This is a genomic window from Lichenihabitans sp. PAMC28606, assembly GCF_020616535.1.
GTDB lineage: Bacteria > Pseudomonadota > Alphaproteobacteria > Rhizobiales > Beijerinckiaceae > Lichenihabitans > Lichenihabitans psoromatis.
Map to the genome: position 1 here is coordinate 2,424,233 of NZ_CP085136.1, position 23,912 is coordinate 2,448,144.

At 59.9% G+C, this 23,912-nt stretch carries 21 protein-coding genes, 1 tRNA gene, 1 other RNA gene and 1 pseudogene; 9 read left to right on the top strand and 15 right to left on the bottom strand.

Going from position 1 to position 23,912, the window contains the following annotated elements; genetic code table 11:
- Positions 1-9 precede the first annotated feature (9 nt).
- Entirely contained in the window at positions 10-1,785 is a 1,776-nt protein-coding gene (locus LGH83_RS11450) for a glycoside hydrolase family 99-like domain-containing protein (RefSeq protein ID WP_227398788.1), read from the bottom strand.
- Between the two features lie 387 nt (positions 1,786-2,172).
- Here LGH83_RS11450 and LGH83_RS11455 point away from each other — a divergent pair.
- A pseudogene (locus LGH83_RS11455) lies at positions 2,173-2,685 on the top strand (transposase); the annotation flags it as partial.
- Positions 2,686-3,520: 835 nt separating this feature from the next.
- Positions 3,521-4,354, top strand: coding sequence for a class I SAM-dependent methyltransferase (locus LGH83_RS11465; protein WP_227398789.1), 834 nt, complete (start codon positions 3,521-3,523; stop codon positions 4,352-4,354).
- Positions 4,355-4,448: 94 nt separating this feature from the next.
- On the opposite strand, the gene LGH83_RS11470 is transcribed toward LGH83_RS11465, so the two are convergent.
- The 10 genes from LGH83_RS11470 to gap form a co-directional block, all read right to left on the bottom strand.
- Positions 4,449-5,846, bottom strand: coding sequence for a hypothetical protein (locus LGH83_RS11470; RefSeq protein WP_227398790.1), 1,398 nt, complete (start codon positions 5,844-5,846; stop codon positions 4,449-4,451).
- A gap of 548 nt (positions 5,847-6,394) precedes the next feature.
- A complete protein-coding gene (locus LGH83_RS11480; protein ID WP_227398791.1) occupies positions 6,395-6,997 on the bottom strand; it encodes a class I SAM-dependent methyltransferase in 603 nt (200 codons plus the stop codon).
- A 909-nt stretch (positions 6,998-7,906) separates the two neighbouring features.
- The gene (locus LGH83_RS11485) at positions 7,907-8,179 is read right to left on the bottom strand and encodes a hypothetical protein (protein WP_227398792.1); all 273 of its coding nucleotides are present in this window, start codon (positions 8,177-8,179) and stop codon (positions 7,907-7,909) included.
- Complete coding sequence (locus LGH83_RS11490; RefSeq protein WP_227398793.1) at positions 8,176-8,994, bottom strand: ABC transporter permease; 819 nt, start codon at positions 8,992-8,994, stop codon at positions 8,176-8,178. The genes LGH83_RS11485 and LGH83_RS11490 overlap by 4 nt, the downstream gene beginning before the upstream one ends.
- Before the next feature lie 711 nt (positions 8,995-9,705).
- Positions 9,706-9,781, bottom strand: a tRNA-Lys gene (locus LGH83_RS11495).
- Positions 9,782-9,895: 114 nt separating this feature from the next.
- Positions 9,896-11,473 carry a 2-isopropylmalate synthase gene (locus tag LGH83_RS11500; RefSeq protein ID WP_227398794.1) on the bottom strand — a complete coding sequence of 526 codons (1,578 nt, stop codon included), beginning with the start codon at positions 11,471-11,473 and terminating at the stop codon, positions 9,896-9,898.
- A 325-nt stretch (positions 11,474-11,798) separates the two neighbouring features.
- Positions 11,799-12,536 carry a DNA polymerase III subunit epsilon gene (gene dnaQ, locus LGH83_RS11505; protein WP_227398795.1) on the bottom strand — a complete coding sequence of 246 codons (738 nt, stop codon included), beginning with the start codon at positions 12,534-12,536 and terminating at the stop codon, positions 11,799-11,801.
- Positions 12,529-13,137 (bottom strand): dephospho-CoA kinase, encoded by a 609-nt coding sequence (coaE, locus tag LGH83_RS11510; protein ID WP_227398796.1) that lies wholly within the window; start codon positions 13,135-13,137, stop codon positions 12,529-12,531. Before coaE ends, dnaQ begins: the two co-directional genes overlap by 8 nt.
- Positions 13,138-13,168: 31 nt before the next feature.
- The gene (locus LGH83_RS11515; RefSeq protein WP_227398797.1) at positions 13,169-14,356 is read right to left on the bottom strand and encodes a phosphoglycerate kinase; all 1,188 of its coding nucleotides are present in this window, start codon (positions 14,354-14,356) and stop codon (positions 13,169-13,171) included.
- A 112-nt stretch (positions 14,357-14,468) separates the two neighbouring features.
- A complete protein-coding gene (gap, locus tag LGH83_RS11520) occupies positions 14,469-15,476 on the bottom strand; it encodes a type I glyceraldehyde-3-phosphate dehydrogenase (protein WP_227398798.1) in 1,008 nt (335 codons plus the stop codon).
- Positions 15,477-15,702: 226 nt separating this feature from the next.
- On the opposite strand from gap, the gene LGH83_RS11525 reads away from it, so the two are divergent.
- Positions 15,703-16,035 carry a DUF4164 domain-containing protein gene (locus LGH83_RS11525; RefSeq protein WP_227398799.1) on the top strand — a complete coding sequence of 111 codons (333 nt, stop codon included), beginning with the start codon at positions 15,703-15,705 and terminating at the stop codon, positions 16,033-16,035.
- An 8-nt stretch (positions 16,036-16,043) separates the two neighbouring features.
- Positions 16,044-16,409: a cell division protein ZapA gene (locus LGH83_RS11530; protein ID WP_227398800.1), complete on the top strand. Its 366-nt coding sequence runs from the start codon at positions 16,044-16,046 to the stop codon at positions 16,407-16,409.
- 22 nt (positions 16,410-16,431) lie between these two features.
- Here the strand turns inward: LGH83_RS11530 and LGH83_RS11535 are convergent, their stop codons facing one another.
- On the bottom strand, positions 16,432-17,118 hold the full coding sequence (locus LGH83_RS11535; protein WP_227398801.1) for a glutathione S-transferase family protein: 687 nt from the start codon (positions 17,116-17,118) through the stop codon (positions 16,432-16,434).
- Between the two features lie 149 nt (positions 17,119-17,267).
- Between LGH83_RS11535 and ssrS the strand changes: the two genes are divergently transcribed.
- From ssrS to LGH83_RS11550, 3 genes are all read left to right on the top strand, one after another.
- Positions 17,268-17,418, top strand: a non-coding RNA gene (gene ssrS, locus LGH83_RS11540) — 6S RNA.
- Positions 17,419-17,448: 30 nt separating this feature from the next.
- Positions 17,449-18,033 (top strand): 5-formyltetrahydrofolate cyclo-ligase, encoded by a 585-nt coding sequence (locus LGH83_RS11545; RefSeq protein ID WP_227398802.1) that lies wholly within the window; start codon positions 17,449-17,451, stop codon positions 18,031-18,033.
- Positions 18,034-18,037: 4 nt separating this feature from the next.
- Positions 18,038-18,865: a TIGR00282 family metallophosphoesterase gene (locus LGH83_RS11550; RefSeq protein WP_227398803.1), complete on the top strand. Its 828-nt coding sequence runs from the start codon at positions 18,038-18,040 to the stop codon at positions 18,863-18,865.
- Positions 18,866-18,881: 16 nt separating this feature from the next.
- Here the strand turns inward: LGH83_RS11550 and LGH83_RS11555 are convergent, their stop codons facing one another.
- Positions 18,882-19,322 carry a PadR family transcriptional regulator gene (locus LGH83_RS11555; RefSeq protein WP_227398804.1) on the bottom strand — a complete coding sequence of 147 codons (441 nt, stop codon included), beginning with the start codon at positions 19,320-19,322 and terminating at the stop codon, positions 18,882-18,884.
- 33 nt (positions 19,323-19,355) lie between these two features.
- Here LGH83_RS11555 and LGH83_RS11560 point away from each other — a divergent pair, with 33 nt between their 5' ends.
- Positions 19,356-19,526 carry a hypothetical protein gene (locus tag LGH83_RS11560; protein WP_227398805.1) on the top strand — a complete coding sequence of 57 codons (171 nt, stop codon included), beginning with the start codon at positions 19,356-19,358 and terminating at the stop codon, positions 19,524-19,526.
- Positions 19,527-19,756: 230 nt separating this feature from the next.
- Here LGH83_RS11560 and LGH83_RS11565 read toward each other — a convergent pair whose 3' ends face one another.
- The gene (locus tag LGH83_RS11565) at positions 19,757-20,428 is read right to left on the bottom strand and encodes a DsbA family protein (RefSeq protein WP_227398806.1); all 672 of its coding nucleotides are present in this window, start codon (positions 20,426-20,428) and stop codon (positions 19,757-19,759) included.
- A 214-nt stretch (positions 20,429-20,642) separates the two neighbouring features.
- Between LGH83_RS11565 and LGH83_RS11570 the strand changes: the two genes are divergently transcribed.
- The gene (locus tag LGH83_RS11570) at positions 20,643-21,044 is read left to right on the top strand and encodes a YcxB family protein (RefSeq protein ID WP_227398807.1); all 402 of its coding nucleotides are present in this window, start codon (positions 20,643-20,645) and stop codon (positions 21,042-21,044) included.
- Positions 21,045-21,089: 45 nt separating this feature from the next.
- On the opposite strand, the gene clpB is transcribed toward LGH83_RS11570, so the two are convergent.
- Positions 21,090-23,723, bottom strand: a complete 2,634-nt coding sequence (gene clpB, locus LGH83_RS11575) for an ATP-dependent chaperone ClpB (protein WP_227401818.1) — start codon at positions 23,721-23,723, stop codon at positions 21,090-21,092.
- Positions 23,724-23,912 lie beyond the last annotated feature (189 nt).

A 23,912-nucleotide genomic window follows, 5' to 3' on the forward strand; every position in this document is an offset into this window, starting at 1 on the left:
TCCGCACGGTTAAGTTGAGGACAATGCAGAGACGTACAAGGCTTGCTGGAGAAGCCTGATCGAGCGCTCTTTACCTTGAAGAATTGCCAATAACGCGTTCTCATCGGCAAGGCGACCTTCATAATCCCCGAGTCGACGGAGCCGACTCATTGCTGCCAAGACAATCAATTCCTCCTCAACAGCGCTGCGGGCACTCGCGACGGCGTTCAGGTTCGCAAACCCCGTGCGTTCGTCTGGCTCTAGGTGAGCCCCCTCTCCCCATTCGTTCCATGCATTTATAAAAACAATCTGGTGTTCAGGCGGCGACATAATGATCTGCTGGCGGAGTAATTCTGTCAGCCAAGCCTCAAACTCACCCGGTTTTGCTGAAGCGAAGATATGAGGTGTATCTTGACGCCTCGCTGTGTTGTCCCAACCTGGGAAGGCGGCTCTGTACCACTGGTATTGCGGTACTGCTTTCCTTAAAGAAAACTCGACTGCCTTACGGTAATCGAAGATCTGACCTTTAAAGTCCTGATTCAACAAGTGTGGGGTAGGTTTGAGAAGGTTACTTTCCTCGAGCCAGCCATGGGGGGGAAATTCAACAGCAGCATCGAATCCCCAAACGGTTGGGTCGGTAATTCCATAAAACTGAACAGCACAAAGATGCAACTCTCCAAGGCCAGCGCTTCGAACCTCGTCGCGCCATATTGCAGCGGTAGCTGAGGCGTTATCCATGAGGTCGACACGATACACCAAAAGCATAAGCTTCCCGTCGACGCGAAGATAACGCGGGTCAGACAGGTACTTCAGGCAATCCTTGATGAAGTCCCGATCACTCTCGAGCGTGTGGACTTGCTGAAGGAGTATATCTGAATTCTTTCCGTCCCAAGTCCTCGTCCAGTTTTCATTCGCCCAACAAATACAGAAATTCTGATCGATGTTTCGATCCTTGATGACGTTGTCAAGCGGTCTTTCAAGAATACGGCGGCCATTAAACCAATACATATAATAACAGAATGCATCTATCCCAAATTGTTTTGCAAGTTGTCCCTGATTAACCTGAACGTTTCTATCCATAAGATCGTAATATTTGCCATCTAGCGGCACGCGTGGTTGCTTATGACCAACGAAATTCGGCTTTGCTCTCCTAACATTTGTCCACTCGGTAAAGCCTTTACCCCACCAGTCGCTATTTTCTTTCACTTCGTGGTACTGAGGAAGGTAAAAGGCTATGACCTTCGGGTTGCCGAACAATCCCTTTGACGGCAGTGGCGCAAGCGGCACCTGGTGCTGGAATTCTTCACTTTCTACATCATCGGATAGTTTGCTTGCTTGGCGACCAAAAAGCGATTCGAGAAAGCGTTTACTCTTCCGATCGCTTACGATTGTCTTGAGGTCACCCATGATCTGCTTGGTCGTTTGCGCGGGAAATGACCCGCTCAAGAGAGCGTCGAGTTCTGCTCGAGCGGCAGCGTTCCCGTCAAGCAGCCAGCTTTTTTCGTATAAACCCTTAGCGGCTTCATACGAGCCTCGGATTTTTGAAAGATGTCCCAAACTAAGAAAAAGATCAGGATCATCATTTCTCAACTGCAGGGCGCGTTTGTATGCCTCATCTGCAGCAGCGAGCTGCCCGCTTTCCTTCTCAGCATGACCAAGCTGAACCCAAATATCATATTCGTCAGGATGCTGCTGGAGGTGAGCGCGATATGCGGCTGCTGCAGCCGGCCAGGTTCCCTGCTCTCGATGGGTGTCTCCTAACGTCCGTTGATCGAAATCGCCACGCTTGCGCCTGATAATCTTCATTCGTTGGCATCGCCTCGCTTGTCCTGACAACGTTTCCACCGAGAATCGGCTTGCGATGATCCCAGCTTCAACCGCTTAGGTCATGTCGGTCACGTCGGATCATAACTTATGCTTCCGTGTCAAGGGGCGCGGTCTCCAAACAGGTTTGTCCTCGTCACACTTATCAAGTGCCTAGTTCCACTTTGATCTTTCCGCTAAGTATCGGGTGTTCGATCAGGTCCATTATGCTATACGGTCGTTGTTAATCAGCCAAGGGTTATGCAAAAATTGGTTTAGACCGCGTTGCGCATCTGCCCTGGCGTCTGCTAGACTCAAGATCCAGTTAGTGATCTTCTCCTGTTTCAGCTCACACCTCTAATACGCTCTGTCCGGACGTGAAGGTGTTCGATGGCGAATACGACACGGGAGTTCACGCCCGAGTTCAAAGCACGGGCGGTTTCACTGCTGGGGAGCAGTGGCCGACCGCAGAAGCAGATTGCAGCCGAACTCCGGGTCCCACCCTCGATGCTGAGGCAGTGGCGCACGGCGCTGATGGGTCGCTCTCCACCGCCACGACCGGCAGGGTGTCGGAGCCGCAACTTTAAGCGCGACGGCTTCCCCAATCAGACCAGGTGGCTGAGATGGTTCGCCTGCGGCGTGAACTGGACCGAGCGCCCATAGATTACGACGTCCGAGAAAAAGCGATCGACATCCTTCGCGGAGATGCACAATTGACCTTTGCTTTTCGAGCAGCGTCCGAGCATCTGGCCGGTGCGCGTCATGTGCCGCGTGCCCGAATTTTGCCTTAGCGATCATTATGACTGGCGTTAACGCCAAGATAGCGATCGTTCGGCGTTCAATCGTAAACTGCTAGACGATGTCGTGCATGGTCGAAACCGACGCTCTGTTAAGCCACGGGTGCCGTAGCGGTGCATAAGACGCTTCACCCGCCCACCGTGGCCGATCTGCACTCGGCACGCAACGCGGCGTGCACGCGGGGTGAGCGATAGCGCCTGTGATGGACGCTATGGATAAGGCGGACAAACACAGCGTTTCAAGCTGCCCACCGAAGCAAGTGACCCTCGCGTCTTCGTCATCGGCGCACCGCAGCGTCTTGCGCTGCCCAAACCGATGCTGTTCATCCGTCGTGCAGGAAGCACCGCTTAACGGTGAATACCCGCCATCGGATATCCACGATGCCAGCGCGCCGTCGCGCGGGGTTTGACGTTTTCTCGATGCCGCCTCTTTAGCGATCAGTTTGTCCAGCGTGAGGTCTGCGACGCCTGCGAAGTTGGGCCTGCTTCATATCGAGCTTCTTCCGCGCTTAACCTAATCAGACTTCTGGCCGGCAAACTCCCTCTGCCATCAGTCGTACTTCGGCTCGCTCACGTCGCTAAAGGGATTGACTCCGCCGCCCGCCATTGCCGAACCAGAACATCTACCTGGTGCAACTCGAAGACAATCTTTTGGCTTGTGTCTCTTCTTCGGCATATTGAACCTTGATAAGCTCGAGAAAGCCAGAGAACAGGGCGGACCACTCCGAGGGGATGGATCATGAACTTCGGTGCTCCACAGATCGGCCCGTCTGCGAGCGCGTTTGAGCGCAACTGCCGCAGCCCACGTCCATCACCGCCCCAAAAACGTGTTCCTTCGTTGTGCAGCGTAAAGCAATTCTGCTATAAAATCTGTCGTCAGAACCAACCAAAGAATGGTAGTACATTAAATGATTGATCCGTATAGACGAGCTACACGATACATGGGAGCTCTCGACGAGAATACGCGTGTCCTTGAAATAGGCGCATTACATCGGCCATCGCTCCCAAAGAATAAATATAATGTTAAATATGCCGATTTTACTGATACAGAGACGTTGAAGTTTCTATATAGAGACAGTGGCTACGATCTAAACTCTTTCCAGGAAGTGGATTACATCATCGAAGACGGCGATTATAAAAGTAGCGTCGGCGATGACAGATTCGAACTTATTTTAGCATCGCATGTTGGGGAGCACATGCCCGACTTCATTGGGTGGCTACATGAAATGTACGGTATTCTTGACGAGGGTGGGGTTCTGTCTTTGATCCTGCCCGACAAGCGATTCACATTCGACATTGTCAGACCCCCAACAACCGCAGCCGATTGGCTCACGGCTTATACAGCAAAGCTGAAGAAGCCGTCCTATCAGCAGATCTACGACACCGTGAGGTACCATACGCCTTTGGGCGGCGCTGACCTTCGGAAGATTGGACCCGAAGCTTTGATTTTGACGCGAGCGCATACGGAAAGCGAAACTTGGAATATAGTTCGCGACGCTTATATTAATGGTAAGTATTTCGACTCACATTGTAGCATTCTTACACCGAAAACGTTCTTTGAAAATATCTGTAGACTCGAAGATTTGAACCTATTTCCATTTGAGATCGATGCTTTTTATGATGCCTACCCTGGGGATATCGATTTTCAAGTCAGATTGAGAAAACCTCGAACGTGCGAACGTAGTCCGGCGCGCGATTTTCACGTCGTGATTGATGAAACTCTCTTATATAGCTATAATATCGATGGCGAGACAGTAACTGTCGAGCGTACTTGATTGATCGAAAATCCTTGGTCTTGAACTGACTCACACGGATAGTTCCGTGTGAGTTGTAATCCGCAAGTCAACATATTCTGAGACGACACGACGTTCAAAAATCGCTTATTTTCACCCGCCGCCAATGGTTTGCCGCGATGCAGGAGTACAAGAAATCCTTGTCTGCTGCGACTTGATTCGGCCGACACGATGCCGAAGAAGAGGTCGGAGTCAGAAATGGGACGATCATTGCACCTTGGATATTGATCACCCCCGATCCTTTCGAAACTAGGTCAATGTCGACGTTCGTGTCCGATCCGGTGGCGGTCACAGCCACAGGCGATCCTGTGACAGAAGGTGAAACAATGAGTCGATTGACGCTGTTCGGGACGGATTGGATCTGAAGTGAGATCTGTGATCCGTCCGGACTCTGGAAGAGCGCTCCACTGTCAGAGAAGGTTAGGCCTATCGCATGAGCGACAGTTGAGACGCTGCTCGTGACATAGGCGGTTGCAGCTCCGGTATTGTCAGCAATCCACTTTAGCCAATGATTTGACGGCATCTCAATGTCAACGGTGTGGCCGCTCTCAGATGGAGAAATAGCCCCGCTCTGAAAGACGATCCCTTTGTCCCATGTCGACCCGTTGCTCCCGACAAACATCGCTGCAGTTGCCGCTGACTTTTGAGGGTAAACCTCTTTACCGGTTGCGGCCTCTCCACCGGCATTGAGACCCCACCCGATCGTCCAGTCCGACCCGGCACCCGGTGCATAAGCGGTAGCGCGGTGCACTACATCGTCCGCATTCATCACGTCAATCTCATTAACCTGACTTCCTGTTCCGGGTAATCGCGTGATAGTTGAGTAGAGGCCCCAAGATGGCTGTATGATGGACGTGTTGTCGTTTAAGGAGTGGATGGCCAGCGGAATATTGCAGCACGCCGAGTTTGCAATCTCTGGAAGACTGCCGCTGTTTTCGGTATGGCCTGCATACAATCCGCCAATCGACCCGTACGGGTGCATAGTAATAGTTTCCGCGTTGCGGGGAAGGTAAGCGAATATACCGCCTGCCGTCGTCCACTCCCAATTCGGGGCGTTGCCCGCATAACTGCCGTCGTAGAGGCTGGCTTCCTTGCCGAAGAACACGCGATGGTTAAAACGCGTAGTATTTACTCCGGCGGGTGTGACACCAAATGTCCAGAAACGGTCAGTCGACAGCGAGCTAGGGTCGGGCAATGTGTCGGGGGCGGGAGGATCCGCGCTAATCGGCGCCCTATTAAAGTCTCTAACTTTGAAGACCTGCTTAAAGAATGGAAGTCCTTGAGTGGCGGAGAGAGACATAAGGGGAGTCGTTTGCCGTACGCCATTCTGTAGGTACTTGTCCGTTTCAAATTCATAGAGGTCCTCGCTTTCACTTGGCAGTGAAGACAACGGCACGCTCAGCATCGAACTTTGAGCGTGGGATGCAGCGGGCAGTGGGGCGCAGAAGAGCGCTGCGAAATATAGCGCGCGCATTGATGCTCCTTGTAGGATTTCAAGCAAGTAAGACGAATACTGTGATATCACTTAAACCACGCATGCTACGCCACCAGCGCGCTTAGTTTGCTCTACCGCAAGCAACTGGTCCTCATGGCGGCGACTGTCGATGAGCCGCACAGGGTGCTGTGACGACAACGCCTTGATGGACAGCTCCTTTCCCACACTAGGGGTCGAACTCGTATACTGGTCTTTCTGGGACACACGCGACGACGCCAGCCGCAAACTGTTCGCCGTCATCGAAAGCTCCTACAGCCGACCACAGTACCATGCCGCCATCGGTTACCTAACGCCCGACCAAGCCGAGAGCTTAGCAGGTAAGCCCGTGTCAGCTAAAACGGGGAACTATCCCTCCGATAGACCCAGGGCGGTTCGAGCGAACCGTGTCCACCACGCCCTTCATCTACGATACCAGCACGTCCCCTTAGCACGCCTCTGAGAGCGGTTTGATTTCCCTACATATCAACGCTGAGCTTTTACCATCGCGTCATCTGATAATCCGCCTTTCGCGGTGCCTTAACGATAGATCAAGCAAACTTAAAAGCCGGTTTTCGGCAGATCACAACTTCCGTGTGCTCCCCGATAATTCCATGGCTTTCATCCCAGAACCGGCTAATTCTTACATCGAACGGAGCCCACTCGTTAATGAGGCGGGTGATGTCATATCCGTAATCGAATGTCACCAGCGACCCTCGCGAGTCGACAGGATTAAGGTGGTACTGAGGAGGCTCGATAAGATGTCGGACCTCGCCGCCCGAGCTGATTTCCGCTCGCCGCGTTGCTCCCTCGCTTAAATATTTATACATTGGGAATGTGTGAAGATACACGCCCCCATGCTTCAGTGTACGATAGACTTCTTGATAAACTGCCGACGGATTGAATACATGCTCCATCACGTCAAGGCTGACGACGATGTCGAATGAAGCATCATCGAACGTCTGGCTTTCGAGGTCCTCATTACGAAAGCCGTCAACATCAATACCAAAGGGTTTTCCTGGAAAAAATTGAGAGGCTGTGTAGTATTTAGCGCTTTCTTTGAGCTTCTTAGAAATTCCACGGTCGCTTGGGGATGATTCGTGAATGTGTACGAATCTCCAGTCTGGCATAGTCTCATCCAGAACGAGTGCCAATGCTCGCTCCCGCACAACTGATCCACATTCCGAGCACGCAAGGAAATCGCGGAACCATTCATTTTGCGATGTGAACGTCGCAGACTTCTCGCAGCACGGACACAAACCTCTATGCGTATAATAAAACTCTTGCATGAAGCCCAAAACCTTATCTTAGAAATTAAAGAACTAAACGAAAGGGCCGCAAGACGATCTAAGGCAGTCGAGAATTCCTGATGTTACTTGAGTTCCCTGTTTTCTTCCGTTTTATGTAATTATTTAAGCGTCCATTCTAGAATCTCTTTAGAAGTGACCAAAGCTTATTCGGCCGCCGTCATTCAGGCAAGCGACGTTTTGAAGATGGCTATAGTCGTCGTTCCGCTTGGAGACCTGGATCTTGAACCGGGGCGTTGCCTGTGACGGTGATCGCCTTCATCAGCGATCACCGCTAGGCTCAGGGCTCATTGGTTATATCCGGAAAATGCCTGTCGCAACGATGCAGATTGCCGATATCAAAGTGTGGGCGCACCGATCATAGCGAGTGTGGAACGCCGCCAGTCTTTGAGCTTGCCAAACATGGTCGCAAATTGGATCGTTGGCGATAGAGCGCTCGATCGTGTGGGATCGGCACGATGCGGTTGGCATTCGAGATCATGCATGGCGTGATGCCACGCGCCGTTAAAGCCGCACAGAGCCAATCGGCGTGCTAACCTTTGTCACCGAGCAATGCCCTGGCAGGTGGCAGTGCTTCACGCATGAGGGACTAGCCTTGGCTGAGCAGCATGGTCAGGGGCGGCCCTTACTCCGTGTAGACGGCATGGACTTTAAGTTCAGGCTGCCCTTGTTAAGACCGACATCTTCGGCAACAGCCCGTGTTTAAGCAGGGCTGCCGGCGGTGCGAAGGACTTTTAAGGTGGGTCGCGTCGATCATCAACTGATCGGGTTTCCCGCCCATGGCCGAAAGCTTGGCGACGATCGCATTGAAGATGCCGAGACGGTTCTGGCAATGAAGCGATTGTAGATCGTTTTGTTCGGAACACAGTGCTTGAGCACATCGCGCAACCGCAGCCGCAGCCGCAGCCGCAGCCGCAGCCGCAGCCGATTAAGGCTAGCGAAGCTGACGCCGCTGATGATCCGCCGATCATTGACGCGCAGGCCCATCAACCTTTCTTTTTCATGATAAAAACAGATCGCCTCGATCAACCAAAGTGGATCCTGTCGCGTGCCTTGTCGACCATCGGCAAGGCCCACGCCAGCAGTCCGATCGACCAGACTACAGGATACCAGGGAGCATAATGAGTCTCAACGATAGGGCCGAATAATCCACCCCGGATCATCTCATAGCAATGAACAGTTGGTACATACCAAGCTAGATTCTGCACATAGTCCGGAAGCCACTCAACCATATAAAAGAAGCCGCAGATTGGCAGAAACAAATACTGGAATGGCTGAATGAACCTTTCCGCTGCCTCGTAATACTCTGTCAATACAGCGATCGCAATCATCAAACTGGATGCTAGCAGAGCCATTAAGAGCCAGCCCGATGCCATCAGTCCGAGGTCGTAGATAGGCCCGATTAGGTTCAGGTTGAGCAGGGACCAATACACGACGACAAATGCAATCGTGCAGCCGCCAAGCTCGAGAAGGAACAGAGCGAACACGCAATCGAACAACGTGATGTCTCGATGATACAGCATCGAACCGTTTCGACGAAGGAAGAAAGTCCCGGCTGAGGTTATATGCCGGTAAAGCGTCAAGGGAATGTAGCCCGTGACAAGCAGGGAGATGAGGGGTAGGCCCCCCTCCTCAGCGTCAGAGATGAACGAGCGAACCACCAGCACGCCGCAGCAGAGGATCATAGGTTCGAGCACGAGCCAGAGAAATCCGATGTTGCTCCGACCGTACTTCGTCATTAGCTGACGAATCATCAGCGCCACCATAACGCGGCGCTGCACGGCGAGGCCATGCCGTAGATTGGCTAAGGTGTGTGCGGGCTCGCTTATGTCTTGCGGGTGCATGCGATCCTAGGCGTCATAAACGGGGCGTAGTGTTACCATGGTACTGTAATCGCGCAAATTTGTGGCAATGGCATTTTCTCTCGTCAAAACTTGTCAGATTGAAAGCGCAGGCGATCAAGGCTTCCTATTTCGACGACGAACTTGGGTGCGACGTGTTCCAAATATCGAAGCACAGTGGTTGCGCATAGTTTTGTTGATCATCAACGGCCTGCTTCGTCGGGATCAGGGCGGTCCGGCATCACTATCCCTAAATTCCCTTCTCGACATGGAGGACAGCGTTAAGAGTATTTCAGAACTGACGATGGCCATAGATTTGATCATCAGCACGGGACATCGGCCGGCTAAGACCCGGAGTATTGCGATGGCCTATCCCGATTGGTCGGAGTCGTCCGAAAGCAGCGCGACACTAGAGCATCTTTCGAGCTGACAGACCCGTCGGGGGATTCCCAATCCAGCTGCGATCTGATTCAAGATGCATGCTGGCGAAGGAGGCTAGCGTGCATGACTAAGGCGCTATCGATCGATCTTCGTGAGCGTGTTGTGGCGGTGATCGATGGTGGCCTGTCGCGGCGCCAGGCGGCGGCGCGTTTCGGGAGTTAGAGAGTCCCGTTACGCTGCTGACGCCTGAAGCGGCCGCTGCATTGAGATTGCTGATCTCGGTCCGAGCCGCAGCACGGCGTCATACCCTTCACTGATCCGCAGGAGGCGTGATGGTGGGCGCTGTAGGTCTCGAACCTACGACCCGCTGATTAAGAGTCAGCTGCTCTACCAACTGAGCTAAGCGCCCATCACGCTGCTCGCCGTTGCAAGCAGGAGGTGCCATGTAGCAAGGACCGGCAGGGGTGTCCAGCCGCTTTCGGAAGAAAAGCCGCCGGACACTTGGTTTTGCTGGCCTCGATCCTCAGCCCGCCGCCAGAACGTCGGGTGTGGCGGCGCGCATCGCCAGGATCTTGTTGAGCGCGCCGATATAGGCGCGGGCGGAGGCCACCAGCGTATCCGGATCGGCGCCCTTGGACGTGGCGGAGCGGCTGCCCTGGATAAGCCGGATCGAGACTTCGGCCTGCGCGTCCGTCCCCTCGGTCACGGCATGAACCTGATAGAGATCGAGGCCCGCTTCATGCGGCACGATCGAGCGGATCGCATTGAAGATCGCGTCGACCGGACCGTTGCCGGTCGCCTGACGTGTCGTATGCGTCCCCTCGATATCGAGCGTCAGGGTCGCGGATTGCGGGCCCATCGTGCCGGCGATCACGGTCAGGGCGACGAGGCGGATCCGCTCGTGCGCGCTGCCGATCTCGTCGTCGACCAGAGCCGCGAGATCCTCGTCGTAGACCGTCTTCTTGCGGTCGGCCAAATCCTTGAAGCGCTTGAAGGCGTCCTCGATGGCATTGTCGCCGAGCACATAGCCCATCTCGCGCAGTTTTTCCTTGAAGGCGTGCCGGCCCGAATGTTTGCCCATCACCAGCGAGGTCTTGGAGACGCCGACGCTTTCCGGCGTCATGATCTCGTAGGTCGAGGCATCCTTCAGCATCCCGTCCTGATGAATGCCGCTCTCATGCGCGAAGGCATTTCGGCCGACGATCGCCTTGTTGTATTGCACCGGAAACGATGTGACGGCCGACACGAGCTTGGAGGCGCGGGTCAACATCGTGCTGTCGATCGCGGTCGACAGGTTCAAGACGTCGCCGCGCGTGCGGATCGCCATCACGACCTCCTCGAGCGCCGCATTGCCGGCCCGCTCGCCGATGCCGTTGATGGTGGATTCGACCTGCCGGGCGCCGCCGTCGATCCCCGCCAAGGTGTTGGCGACCGCCAAGCCGAGGTCGTTGTGGCAATGGACCGAGAAGATCACCGCATCGGCACCCGGGACGCGTTCGCGAACCGACTGGAACATCGCCTTATATTCGTCGGGCAGCGCATAACCCACCGTATCGGGCAGGTTGATGGTCGTGGCACCGGCCCGGATCGCGGCTTCGACGCAACGGCACAGATAGTCGATCGGCGTGCGGGTCGCGTCCATGGCGGACCATTCGACATCATCGACGAGGCCGCGCGCCTGGGCCACCGTGCGGGTGATGATCTGCAGCACCTCGTCCTGGGTCTTCCGCATCTGATGGGCGAGATGGATCGGCGAGGTCGACACGAAGGTGTGGATGCGCGGCTTGACGGCATGGCGCACGGCCGCTCCGGCGCGGGCGATGTCGCCCTCGATGGCGCGGGCCAGCCCCGCCACCGTGGCGCGCTTGGTGCGGCGGGCGATCTCCGACACGGCTTCGAAGTCCCCCTCGGAGGCGATTGGAAAGCCCGCCTCGATGACGTCGACGCCCATCTCGTCGAGCAAGGCCGCCACGCTGAGTTTATCCTCGAACGTCATGGTGGCGCCCGGGGATTGCTCCCCGTCCCGCAGGGTCGTGTCGAAGATGACGATATGGTCGCGTGCCGGCTTGGCCGACTGATGCTGAGGTTCAGATTGTGACATGGCGGTGATCCTTCAAAGCGTGCTGGCCCTCGCCTGTGCGTCGGGCTCGAAATCTGCCGAGACCTGCATCCCCTGAGCGCCCAGGCCAAAGGCCCGGCCGGCCCTCAGGGGCGGCTAAGAAGCAGGATCTGAAGAAGGAAAGCGGCTGCAGCGGCGAACGGCAGGCGCAGATCCGCTCGGGCCGCGTTGCGGACCCCGATCACCGAATCATGTTGGGCCAAATGAGCCACGAGACGCCTTCACCGGCGCTCCCGATCGCGGGAGCCGCACGTGGTCATACAAGCAACACGACCCCGCCACAAGAGGGGCCGCGATGGCGGCTGCGTCAGGCCGAGATGAGCGAGCGCTCCGGCACGGGCATGGTGTCGGCCGCTGGCGGCTGCCGATAGTCGAGCCAAATCGGCTCGCCGCCGAGGCTCGCGATGAAAGCCGCATGAGCCTCGCGCTCGGCAGCCGTGATGACGGGCCGCAGCGGGCGCGGTCGCCGCATCTGGGCCGCATGCGCGTCGCCGCGCAGCACAACCACCTGGGTCGCAAGGCCGAGCGAGGTCTGCCGGCCACCCTGCAATTCGGCATAGACCTCGGCCAGGATCTGCGCGTCGACCAGGGCGCCATGTTTCACGCGGCGGGTGTTGTCGATCTTGTAGCGCTGGCAGAGCGCATCGAGCGAATTGGCGGCACCCGGATGACGACGGCGCGCCAGCGCCAGCGTATCCAGCACCATCTCCATGCCGATCGGCGGTCGTGCCAGCGTCTTCAATTCGCTGTTGATGAAGCGCATGTCGAATTCGGCATTGTGGATCACGAGCCGTGCGTCCTGCACGAAATCCAGAAACTCGTCCGCCACCTCGTGAAAGAGCCGATAGCCCGAGAGGAACTCGGCCGAAAGGCCATGCACGCGGAACGCATCGTCCGGCATGTCGCGTTGCGGGTTGATATAGGTATGATACTCGCGCCCGGACGGGATCGAGTTGATGAGTTCGATCCCGGCGATCTCGACCAGCCGGTCGCCCTTGAAGGGGTCCAGCCCGGTCGTTTCCGTGTCGAGAACGATCTCACGCATGCGTCGGCACCTCACCTGATTTACGGCGCAGCGCGGCCAGGACGGCATCGACCCGATGTCGGGCGGCCGGAAGGCCCTCCCCCGTCTCGATCACGTAATCGGCGCGGCTGCGTTTCTCCGCATCCGGCATCTGCTTGGCCTTTATGGCCGAAAAGCGGGCCTCGGTCATGCCAGGGCGCGCCAGAACCCGCGCGTTTTGCACCGTTTCCGGTGCCGACACGACGATCACGGCATCGACGTCCTTGTCGGCCTCCGTCTCGAACAGAAGCGGGATATCGAGCACCACCAGCGACGCGCCCGCAGTCTCGGCGGCGGCCAGGAAGGCGCGTCGTCGCGCCAAGACGAGCGGATGCACGATGGCTTCCAGCCGAGCGAGCGCCGCCGCATTGCCGAGCACCCGCTTGCCCAACTCAGCCCGGTCGATGGACCCGTCGCGCGCGACCCCCGGAAAAACGGCCTCGACCGCGGCGACCGCCTCGCCGCGATAAAGGTCATGCACCGCGGCATCGGCGTCGAAGACGGGAACGCCGGCCTCGCGGATCATCGCGGCGGTGGTCGATTTGCCCATGCCGATCGAGCCGGTCAGGCCCACGACCATCATGGCCGCCTCCCCGCCTTGAAGTCGACCGTGGTCAGTGGTTCCGCAAGGCGTGGACGCCCGGCAAGGTCTTGCCTTCCAACCATTCCAGAAAGGCGCCGCCAGCCGTCGAGATATAAGTAAACTCTGCTGCGACACCGGCCGCGTTCAGGGCCGATACGGTATCGCCGCCGCCCGCGATGGTCACCAGATCGCCAGCCTTTGTCATGGCGGCCGCCTGCTGCGCGATCGCCATGGTCCCAGCGTCGAACGGTTTCAGCTCGAACGCTCCGAACGGCCCGTTCCAGACCAGCGTCTTGGTACGGCGCAGGATGGAGGCGACGTTTTCGATCGATGTCGGCCCCATGTCGAGCATCATGTCGTCGGCCTCGACGGCATCGACCGACACGGCGCGCGACGGCGCGTTGGCCTTGAATTCTTTCGCCACGACGGCATCGACCGGCAAGACGATCTCGCACGCGCCGGCTTCGGCCAGAATCGTACGGGCGGTGTCGAGCAGATCGTGTTCGCAAAGCGATTTCCCGACCGCCTTGCCCTGCGCGGCCAGGAACGTGTTGGCCATGCCGCCGCCGATGATCAGAATATCGACCTTCTTGACGAGGTTGCCGAGCAATTCGAGTTTGGTCGAGACCTTGGCGCCACCGACGATCGCCGCGACGGGGCGATCCGGTCGGTCGAGTGCCTTCGACAGCGCCTCGAGTTCAGCCGTCATGCTGTGGCCCGCATAGGCCGGCAGTTTGCGGGCAAGACCCTCGGTCGTGGCATGGGCGCGGTGCGCGGCCGAGAAGGCATCGTTGACGTAGACATCGCCGAGAGCCGCCAGTGCGGTGACGAAATCCGGGTCGTTGTTTTCCTCACCAGTGTGGAAGCGGGTATTTTCGAGCAGCAACACGTCGCCGGGCTTCATCGCCGCGATGGCGCGGGCCGAAGCCTCGATGCCATGCGGCGCGAAGGCGACCGGGTGGCCGAGATGATCGGCCAGATAGGTGGTCAGAAAGTTCAGCGAATTGGCCTCGTCCGGGCCGGCCTTGGGTCGTCCGAAATGAGCCAGCAGGATCACCTTGCCGCCCTTGTCGGCGATGGTCCGAATGGTCGGGACGACGCGCTCGATGCGAGTCGTGTCGCTGACGACGCCATTCTCGACCGGCACGTTGAGATCGACACGGACCAGCACGCGCTTGCCTGCAAATGGCGCGTCATGAAGCGTCTTGAAATCGGCCATGGTGGTTGCCTCGAACGTAAACGATGCCCGGCTCGCCGCCGCTGGCGGCATGGGGCACCCGAATGGTCCCTTGCCCGGGCCTCAGCCGAAGCGGAGGTCCGCACAGGGTCGATCAGATGAGTTTGGCCATGGCCACGGCCGTGTCGGCCATGCGGTTCGAGAAGCCCCACTCGTTGTCGTACCAAGCGAGAATACGGACGAAATTTCCGTCGATCACCTTGGTCTGATCCATGTGGAAGGTCGAGGAATGCGGATCGTGGTTGAAGTCGATCGACACGTTCGGCGCTTCCGTGATGTTCAGCACGCCCTTGAGCTCCTGCTCGGACGCGCGCTTCATGGCGGCGTTGATTTCCTCGACCGTGGTGTCGCGCTTGGTCACGACCTTGAGGTCGATCAGCGAGACGTTCGGGGTCGGCACGCGAACCGCGGCGCCGTCGAGCTTACCCTTGAGTTCCGGCAGCACGAGACCGATCGCCTTGGCGGCGCCGGTGGAGGTCGGGATCGACGACAGCGCCGCCGCACGGCCGCGGTAGAGATCCTTGTGCAACGTGTCCAGCGTCGGCTGGTCGCCGGTGTAGGAATGGACTGTCGTCATGAAGCCCTTCTCGATGCCGAGGAGGTCGCTCAGCACCTTGGCGACGGGCGCGAGGCAGTTGGTCGTACAGGAGCCGTTGGAGACGACGAGATGCTCGGCCGTCAGCTTGTCGTGGTTGACGCCGTAGACGACCGTGAGATCGGCATTGTCGGCCGGCGCCGACACCAGAACGCGCTTGGCCCCAGCCGTCAGGTGAGCGGCCGCCTTATCGCGGGTCGTGAAGATGCCGGTGCATTCGAGCGCGATATCGACGCCGAGTTCCTTGTGCGGCAGGGTCGCCGGGTCCTTGATGGCCGTGACCTTGATGGGGCCCCGACCGGCGTCGATCGTGTCGCCCTCGACCGTCACTTTATGCGGGAAGCGACCATGCACGCTGTCGAAGCGGAGCAGATGCGCGTTGGTTTCGACCGAGCCGAGATCGTTGATGGCCACGACCTCGATATCGGTCCGGCCCGATTCGATGATGGCACGCAGGATGTTGCGCCCGATGCGACCGAACCCGTTGATGGCGACCTTGACCGTCATGTCAGCAAAACTCCTGAAGCGGGCGGCTCCCGGGCCGCCTGATGCCGTTTCAGGCTCTGCCTATCACCTTTTATGACGGAACAGGACCCCCCTTTTTTTGACATTGCGAGGGGGCAGCGCGGAGCCAGCCGTTTGACCTTCCGGCGTTTCGACGCCAGGGTTGCGCGGGTTCGGCATTCGGCAAATCGCCTGGTGTCGCCCTCGAGCAAGGACCGCCATCCCTCCCATGACCCTCCCACGACGGCTTGAAGACGCCCTGGCGCGATTAGCCGCGGCGGTCGATCACCTGGAAGCCGCGGCCGAGCGGCAGGCCGATGCCATCGCGGCGCGTGGCGATCTCGAGGAGGAGTTTTTGGTCCTGCAAGACGATCGATCCCGCCTCGCGGTGGAACTCGATGGCGCCTTGGCCCGCAGCCGCACCCTGTTGGCTGCCACGACCGACGTGTCGGCGCGGCTCGACCGTGCCGGTGCGACGGTCGAGACCGTTCTGGCCCACTTCGATCCGGCCTTCAGCGAAGCGCTGCACGATCGCGGCGCCGCAACCGACAGTTCCGAGTAAGGAGTTCCATGCCCCAGGTGTCGGTGACGATCGCCGGACGGCTCTACCGCATGGCGTGCGGCGAGGGCGAGGAGGAGCATCTCCAGGGTCTTGCCCGCAGATTGGATGGCAAGATCACCGACCTGCGCGCGCATTTCGGCGAGATCGGCGACCAGCGCATCACCGTCATGGCCGCTATCACGATGGCGGACGATCTATCGGAAGCCGAGCGGCGAATCGCCGCCCTCGAGGCCGACGTGGCCGAATACCAACGCGAGCGCGAGGCGGGCGCGGCCTCGATCGAGGCCATCGGTGACCGCGTCGCGGCCACGCTCGACGATGCGGCCGCACGGATCGACAAGATCGCCGGCAGCCTCAACGCTCCTCGAGGCTGACGGCGTTCACGGGACGTCGAGTTCAGGCCGGCAGGTTGGCGTTTTGCGGGAACATGAAGCGGCGCGCTTCCTCGTCCATCTCGGTCTTGAAGGTGAAGCGGCTCTTGATGGCTTCGGCCCGGATCGCGGCGGGGCGCGCGGTGATCTCGTCGAGCAGCCGTTTGACGTTGGGCAGCGTCGCAAACACATCCGGCCCGATCACGAAAGGCAGCATCCGGGCCCAGCCCCACGCCGCCATGTCGACGATCGTATAGGTGTCGCCCAGCATATAGGGCTGGGCGGCCAAGCGAGCCTCGACGATGCCCCAATGGCGCATCACCTCATGCGTGTAGCGGTTGATCGCATAGGGAATGGGTTCGGGCGTGAAATGCCGAAAGTGGACCGCCTGCCCCGAATAGGGACCGATCCCGCTCGCCACGAACATCAGCCATGACAGCAATTGGCCCCGCGCCGCATCGCCGGCGGGCGGCAGGAATTTTCCGGTCTTTTCGGCAAGGTAAAGCAGGATCGCATTGCTGTCGAAGACGGTCGTGTCGCCATCCACGATCGCGGGCAGTTTGCCGTTGGGGTTGACTGCCAAAAACGCCGGATCGAACTGCTCGCCCTTGCGACCATCGACCGGAACGATGTCATAGGGCAGCCCCAGTTCCTCGAGCAGCAACGCCACTTTAAGCGGGTTGGGAGCGGCATTGTAATAGAACGTCAGCATGCTGGTTCCTCCATCGTCGCTCGGGCGATCCGACGTCGCCTGCTTTACAGCGATGTCACGGATCGGTCGAGCCATCGCGGGAACGGCGGCGCAGGGGAGAATGCGTCACGGCTCTGGCATTCCGGCCGGCACGCGCTTAGATTGCGACTGCGGAGCTGCGGGGTGCGTGAGGTATGTATTCCCGGGGCCTTATCGATTCCAAGGGAGCTGTCCCTGATCTCGTCCGTGGACTTGGTCATATGGCGCCCACCTACGTTGTAGGTTCCCGGGATCGAAGCCCACGGCCATCGTGGCCCCGTACTGTCTTTTGGTCTCAGCCTCGGCGCGTTCATGGCATTCAACAAGGCTGAGCTTCGGGCGGTGGCGCTGGCCAAGCGTCACGCCATGCCGGATGCGGCGCGCATCCGCTTTGCAGCCCGGCTCGCAAGCCTTGGCCCCCGCCTCGTTCACGATTATGCACCGAAGAATGACAGTCTCGTCGTGGCGCTCTATTCGGCGATCGGGGCTGAGCCAGACCTGCTGCCGCTCGCGCAGGGGCTGGCCGCCGCCGCCGTGCCGACCGCGCTGCCGATCACCGGCAAAGCGGGCGATCCCTTGACGTTCCGCCTGTGGAGCCCGGGCGACCCTCTCGTTCCGGGGCGACGCGGCATCGGCGAACCTCATGCAGATGCCGCGGTCGTCGATCCCGATGTGCTGTTCGTGCCGCTCGCCGTCTTCGACAGGCGCGGGCATCGCATCGGCTATGGGGCCGGCTATTATGACATCACGCTCGCGGCGCTGCGACGCCGCAAGTCGGTTTTGGCGATCGGCGTCGCCTATGCGGAGCAGGAGGTCTTGTTCATCCCCGCTGAGCCGCATGACGAGCCGCTCGATCTCGTGCTGACGGAGCGTGAAACCCTTTTGTGCAAAGACTGATCTCATGCGTTTGTTGTTCATCGGCGATGTCATGGGCCGCTCCGGCCGAACCGCCATCGCGACCGAGTTGCCCCGCCTGAAAGCGGAGTGGCAGCTCGATTGCATCGTGGTCAATGGCGAGAATGCCGCGGGCGGCAACGGCATCACCGAGGCCATCTGCACCGACATCATCGAGGCGGGCGCCGATGCTGTGACGCTCGGCAACCACTCGTTCGACCAGCGCGAAGCCCTGGTGTTCATCGAGCGCGAGCCGCGTCTCATTCGCCCGCTGAATTATCCGAAAGGCACGCCAGGACGCGGCGTGGCGTTGATCGAGATCGCCGACGGGCGGCGCGTCCTGGTCATGAACGTCATGGGGCGCGTCTTTATGGATGCGCTCGACGATCCCTTCGCGGGCGTCGAGCGCGAGGTCGATGCCTGCCCGCTCGGATTGGGCTGCGACGCGATGCTGATCGACGTCCATGCCGAAGCCACCAGCGAGAAGCTCGCCATGGCGCATCTGCTCGACGGGCGGGCCAGCCTCGTGGTCGGCACCCACACGCATGTGCCGACCGCCGACCACCAGATCCTGCCGAACGGCACTGCCTACCAATCCGACGCCGGGATGACGGGGGATTATGACAGCGTCATCGGGGTCCAGAAGGAGGAGCCGATCCGCCGCTTTCTGACCAAACTGCCGGGAAGCCGTTATGAGCCCGCCGCCGGCCCCGCGACGCTTTGCGGGGTGGCGGTCGAAACCGACGATGCGACCGGCCTCGCGGTCCGAATCGCGCCGGTGCGGATCGGCGGTCGCCTCAGCCAGACGCGGCCGGATTTCTGGGGCCGCGCCTGACAGATTCTCGCGGCGACTAAAGCGTGTCGAGGTCGTCGCGGACCTTGCGGAGAATGGCCCGCAGCTTGTCGGATTGCTCCGCCGTCATCGAACCCGACCGCAACTTTTCGTGCAGCGCCGACCGCAGCGCGTGCAACTCCTCGCCGATCGCCGACTGGCGGATGTCGCCCGAGGCTTGATCGAGCTGCTGATTGATCTTGTCGAGTTCGGCGCGGTTCTCCTCGATATAGACCGTGCCGGCCTCGGTGATCGAATAGAGCCGCTTGTTGCCGGTGGTGACCGATGAAACCAGGTCGGCCTCCTCGAGCATCTGCAGCATCGGATAAATCGCGCCGGGGCTGGGGCTATAGGCGCCCTGGAACCGCGCTTCGAGCGCCTTGATGATGTCGTAGCCATGGCGCGGCTCGACCGCGATCAGCCCGAGGACGACGAGGCGCAGCGCGCCCGAATCGAACATGCGGGGGCCACGCCCGCCGAAGGGGCCGCCGCGATGACGCCCGAGCGGGCCGCCGTGGCCACGGCCGCGCGGCCGATCCTGCCGATCGCGGTCATGATGCCCGTCGCGATCTTGATGCCCGTCGCTGGGACCGGCCGCATGGCGGCCGTCCCGCTCGTGATGACGGAGCCCGGATCCATGACGGTCGGACCCCTGACGGTCTGAGTGGAAAAAATGGTGGAACATGTGAGTGCCTCTCCAGGAATGCTCTTGCATGAGACTGATCTAATCAAAGATATATCTTTGGTCAAGATATATCTTTTGTAAGATAGCACTGAAAACGAAAACCCCTCGGATTGCTCCAAAGGGTTGGTCGTGTCTCGGGTGGGGCGACGTGCCGGTCGAAGCCGTGATCGGCGGAACCGGCCCGTTCAGAGTGGGACGGCTCAGCGCTGCTATGGAGTACCCTGCTGCCGCTTGCGTGCGGTCGCGACCGCATCCTGAAACCCCTTGAGGTCGAGCGCTTGATTGACCAGCAACGGGCCGATCAGAAAGATCGGCGTGCCGGGGAAGTCCATCTTGGTGGCCTGCTTCTCGGTGCGGGCCAGCAAAGCGTCGATCTCGGCCCCGTGTTGCTTGAGATCGGCGTCGAGCCGCAGCGGATCGGCACCCGCTTTGATCGCGATATCGCGCACCTGCTCGGCACTGACCTTGCGGTGATGGGTGCCGAGCAACGCCTGATGCACGGCCAGATACTTGCCCTGATATCGCGCCGCGAGCGCGAGGCGCGCTGCCTCGACCGACACCTTTCCGAAGATCGGCCAATCCTTGTAGACGAGGCGAAGACCCGGATCGGCCGCCATCAACTGTTCCAGAGCCGGCTCGGCCTTCATGCAGAAGGTGCAATTGTAATCGAAGAACGCCACGATCGTGACATCGCCCTTCGAATTGCCAGCGGTCGGCGTCTGCGGATCATCGGTGAGGGCGGCCCGCGTCAGGTCGGGGTCGGTGGCGGTTGAAGCACTCGCGGGCGGCGCGGTCTCGGCGTGCGTCGGGAGACAGAGAGGCCCCAGACAAAACAGGGCGACCGAGATGGCGGCGGCGGCGGATCGACGAAGGTTGGACATGGCTGGGCCCCTTCTGGCTGCATCGCGCGTCGATAGCACGGGGCGCCAAAAAGACCGATCCTCCTCAGCGGATCGTGGACGCCGGTCGCTCAGGCGGGTCTGAGTCCAGCCGCGCGACGTCCTCTTCGTTCTGCAAAGGACCAGCTTAGCAACCCTGGAAGATCAGGGGCGCAAGCCGGGTCGCTGACGATATGACGTCTCCGCCAAACCGTCTTTGCGGTTTTGCCTCACAATCCTAGCGGTTTACCTCATCGCAACCCGTGACGATTGGAAGGCCATTGCGGTCGGCCTTGTGGGTGGCTTGTTCGGCGGCCTCCTGGTGCCCCGCGAGATCATCCGTTGGGTTCTTCCGATATCAGCGCGGCGCATCTTCGCGCAGCAACGCAATCTTCAGCAGCCGATCGCGGTCGTCTTCGACGCGAGAGGCCTCCATACGACGACCGAAACTTTAACGGGCGTGACGCCGTGGCTGAACTACATGCATCTCCGCGAGGATGAACATACACTGCTGCTCTATCACTCCGATGCGCTCTTTCAGATCGTGGCGAAACGGTTTTTCTCCGCCGCCGATGTCTCCACCATGCACGACCTCTATCGGGCCGCTCGAGCGCCATAGGGGACGAGGGAACGCCCGACCGTGCGGCCGGGCGTTCCAATCACCTCAGTTGATAGCCCGGCTCAGCGGCTCTGCACCGGCACCCTCGAGTTCGGGCTCGTCCGCCTGATCGCCGAACAGCAGACCCGACCGGCCCGCCGTGATCGGCACGGTCTCGCCATCGCCGACCTGCCCCGAGAGGATCATCTCGGCCAGCGGATCCTGCACCACTTTCTGGATCACCCGCTTCAACGGCCGCGCGCCATAGGCTGGGTCGTAGCCCTTCTCGGCCAAAAAGGCGCGGGCGCGCGGATCGATGTCGAGCGTGATCTTGCGATCCTCCAGCAGCTTGGCGAGACGCAACAGCTGGATGTCGACGATCGCGCCCATATCGTCCCGCCGCAGGCGGTGGAACAGGATGATCTCGTCGACCCGGTTCAGGAACTCGGGCCGGAAATGCCCGCGCACCACGCCCATCACCTGCTCGCGCACCTCGGCCGTATCTTCGCCATCCTTCTGCAAGGACAGATATTCGGACCCGAGATTCGAGGTCATGATGATGAGGACGTTGCGGAAATCCACGGTCCGGCCCTGCCCGTCGGTCAGGCGCCCGTCGTCGAGCACCTGCAGCAGCACGTTGAACACGTCCGGATGCGCCTTTTCGATTTCGTCGAACAGCACGACCTGGTAGGGCCGCCGCCGCACCGCCTCGGTCAGCGCGCCGCCCTCCTCGTAGCCGACATAGCCCGGAGGCGCCCCGATCAGCCGCGAGACCGAATGTTTCTCCATATATTCGGACATGTCGATGCGGACCATCGCGCTCTCGTCGTCGAACAGGAAGCTCGCGAGCGCCTTGGTGAGTTCGGTCTTGCCGACGCCGGTCGGGCCGAGAAACATGAACGAGCCGATCGGCCGGTTCGGGTCCTGCAGCCCGGCGCGCGCCCGACGCACCGCCGTCGCGACCGATCGCACAGCCTCGGGCTGACCGACGACCCGCTTGCCGATGGCCTGTTCCATCTTCAGCAGCTTGTCCTTCTCGCCCTGCAGCATCTTGTCGACCGGCACGCCAGTCCAGCGCGACACCACCTGCGCCACATGGTCGGCCGTCACGGCCTCGTCGACCAGCCGCCCCTGCGCCGCGCCTTCGTTGTCGGCCAGCCTTTTCTCGAGATCCGGGATCACGCCATAGGTGAGCTCCCCGGCGCGCTGATATTCGCCGCGGCGTTGCGCCTGAACGAGATCGTTGCGCGCGGCTTCGAGCTGCTCCTTGATCTTGGTGGCGCTCCCGAGCTTATCCTTCTCGGCCCGCCACCGGACCGTGAGGGCGTCGGATCGCTCCTGCAGATCATCGAGCTCGGACGACAGCTTCAGCAGGCGATCGACCGAAGCCTGATCGGTCTCTTTCTTGAGCGCTTCCTGCTCGATCTTGAGCTGGATGATGCGCCGATCGAGTTCGTCCAATGCCTCGGGTTTGCTATCGACCTGCATCCGCAGGCGCGAAGCCGCCTCGTCGACGAGATCGATCGCTTTGTCGGGCAGAAACCGATCCGCGATGTAGCGGTTCGACAGGGTCGCGGCCGCCACGATGGCACTGTCGTTGATCCGCACGCCGTGATGCAGTTCGTATTTCTCCTTGAGACCGCGCAGGATCGAGATCGTGTCCTCGACCGTCGGCTCGCTGACGAAGACCGGCTGAAACCGGCGCGCCAAAGCCGCGTCCTTCTCGACGTGTTTGCGGAATTCCTCGAGCGTGGTTGCCCCGATGCAATGGAGTTCGCCGCGGGCCAAAGCGGGTTTCAGCAGGTTGGACGCATCCATCGCGCCATCCGCCTTGCCGGCCCCGACCAGCGTGTGCATCTCGTCGATGAACAGGATGATGCCACCATTGGCCGCCGTCACTTCGTTCAGAACGGCCTTCAACCGCTCCTCGAACTCACCGCGATATTTCGCGCCGGCGATCAGCGACCCCATGTCGAGCGATAGAAGCTTCTTGTCGTGCAGACTTTCGGGCACGTCGCCGTTGACGATGCGGAGCGCCAAACCTTCGACGATCGCGGTCTTGCCGACGCCCGGCTCGCCAATCAGCACCGGGTTGTTCTTGGTACGGCGCGACAAGACTTGGATCGAGCGGCGGATTTCCTCGTCGCGGCCGATCACAGGGTCGAGCTTGCCGGCCCGCGCCGCTTCGGTCAGGTCGCGCGCATATTTCTTGAGCGCGTCGTAGCTGCTCTCGGCCGAGGCGCTATCGGCCGTGCGGCCCTTGCGGAGATCCTCGATCGCGGCATTGAGGGTCTGGGGTGAAACGCCCACGCTTTCGAGAATGCGGGAGGCATCGGTGCCCTTCTCCATGGCGAGCGCGAGCAGCAGCCGCTCGACCGTGACGAAGCTATCGCCGGCTTTCTGGGCGATCTTCTCGGCTTGATCGAAAACCCGCGCCGTCGTCTGGCCGAGGTAGACCTGTCCGGCGCCCGAGCCCTGCACCTTCGGGAGCTTTCCGAGCGCGAGTTCGGTCTGAGTCAGGGCCTCACGCGAGCGCCCGCCCGCCTTGTCGATGAGGCCCGCCGCCAAGCCTTCCTGGTCGTCGAGCAGGACCTTCAGCACATGTTCGGGAGTGAATTGCTGGTGACCTTCACGCAGGGCCAGGGATTGGGCCGACTGGACGAAGCCGCGCGCCCGCTCGGTAAATTTTTCGAAGTTCATCTTAATCCTCCATGGCGTCGCGCCTCCCGAAGCAAGGCGGACGAGCCGACAAAGGACCGGTCCCATCGGGCAACCGGTCTGCAGCCGATGTGGGATGCCGAGAAGCCGAGTTGAAGAGCTCCGACCGGGCTGATGATACTTTTTTGCAACAGCCTCGCTCGAGACAAGCTCGAGATATGCTCGAGATAA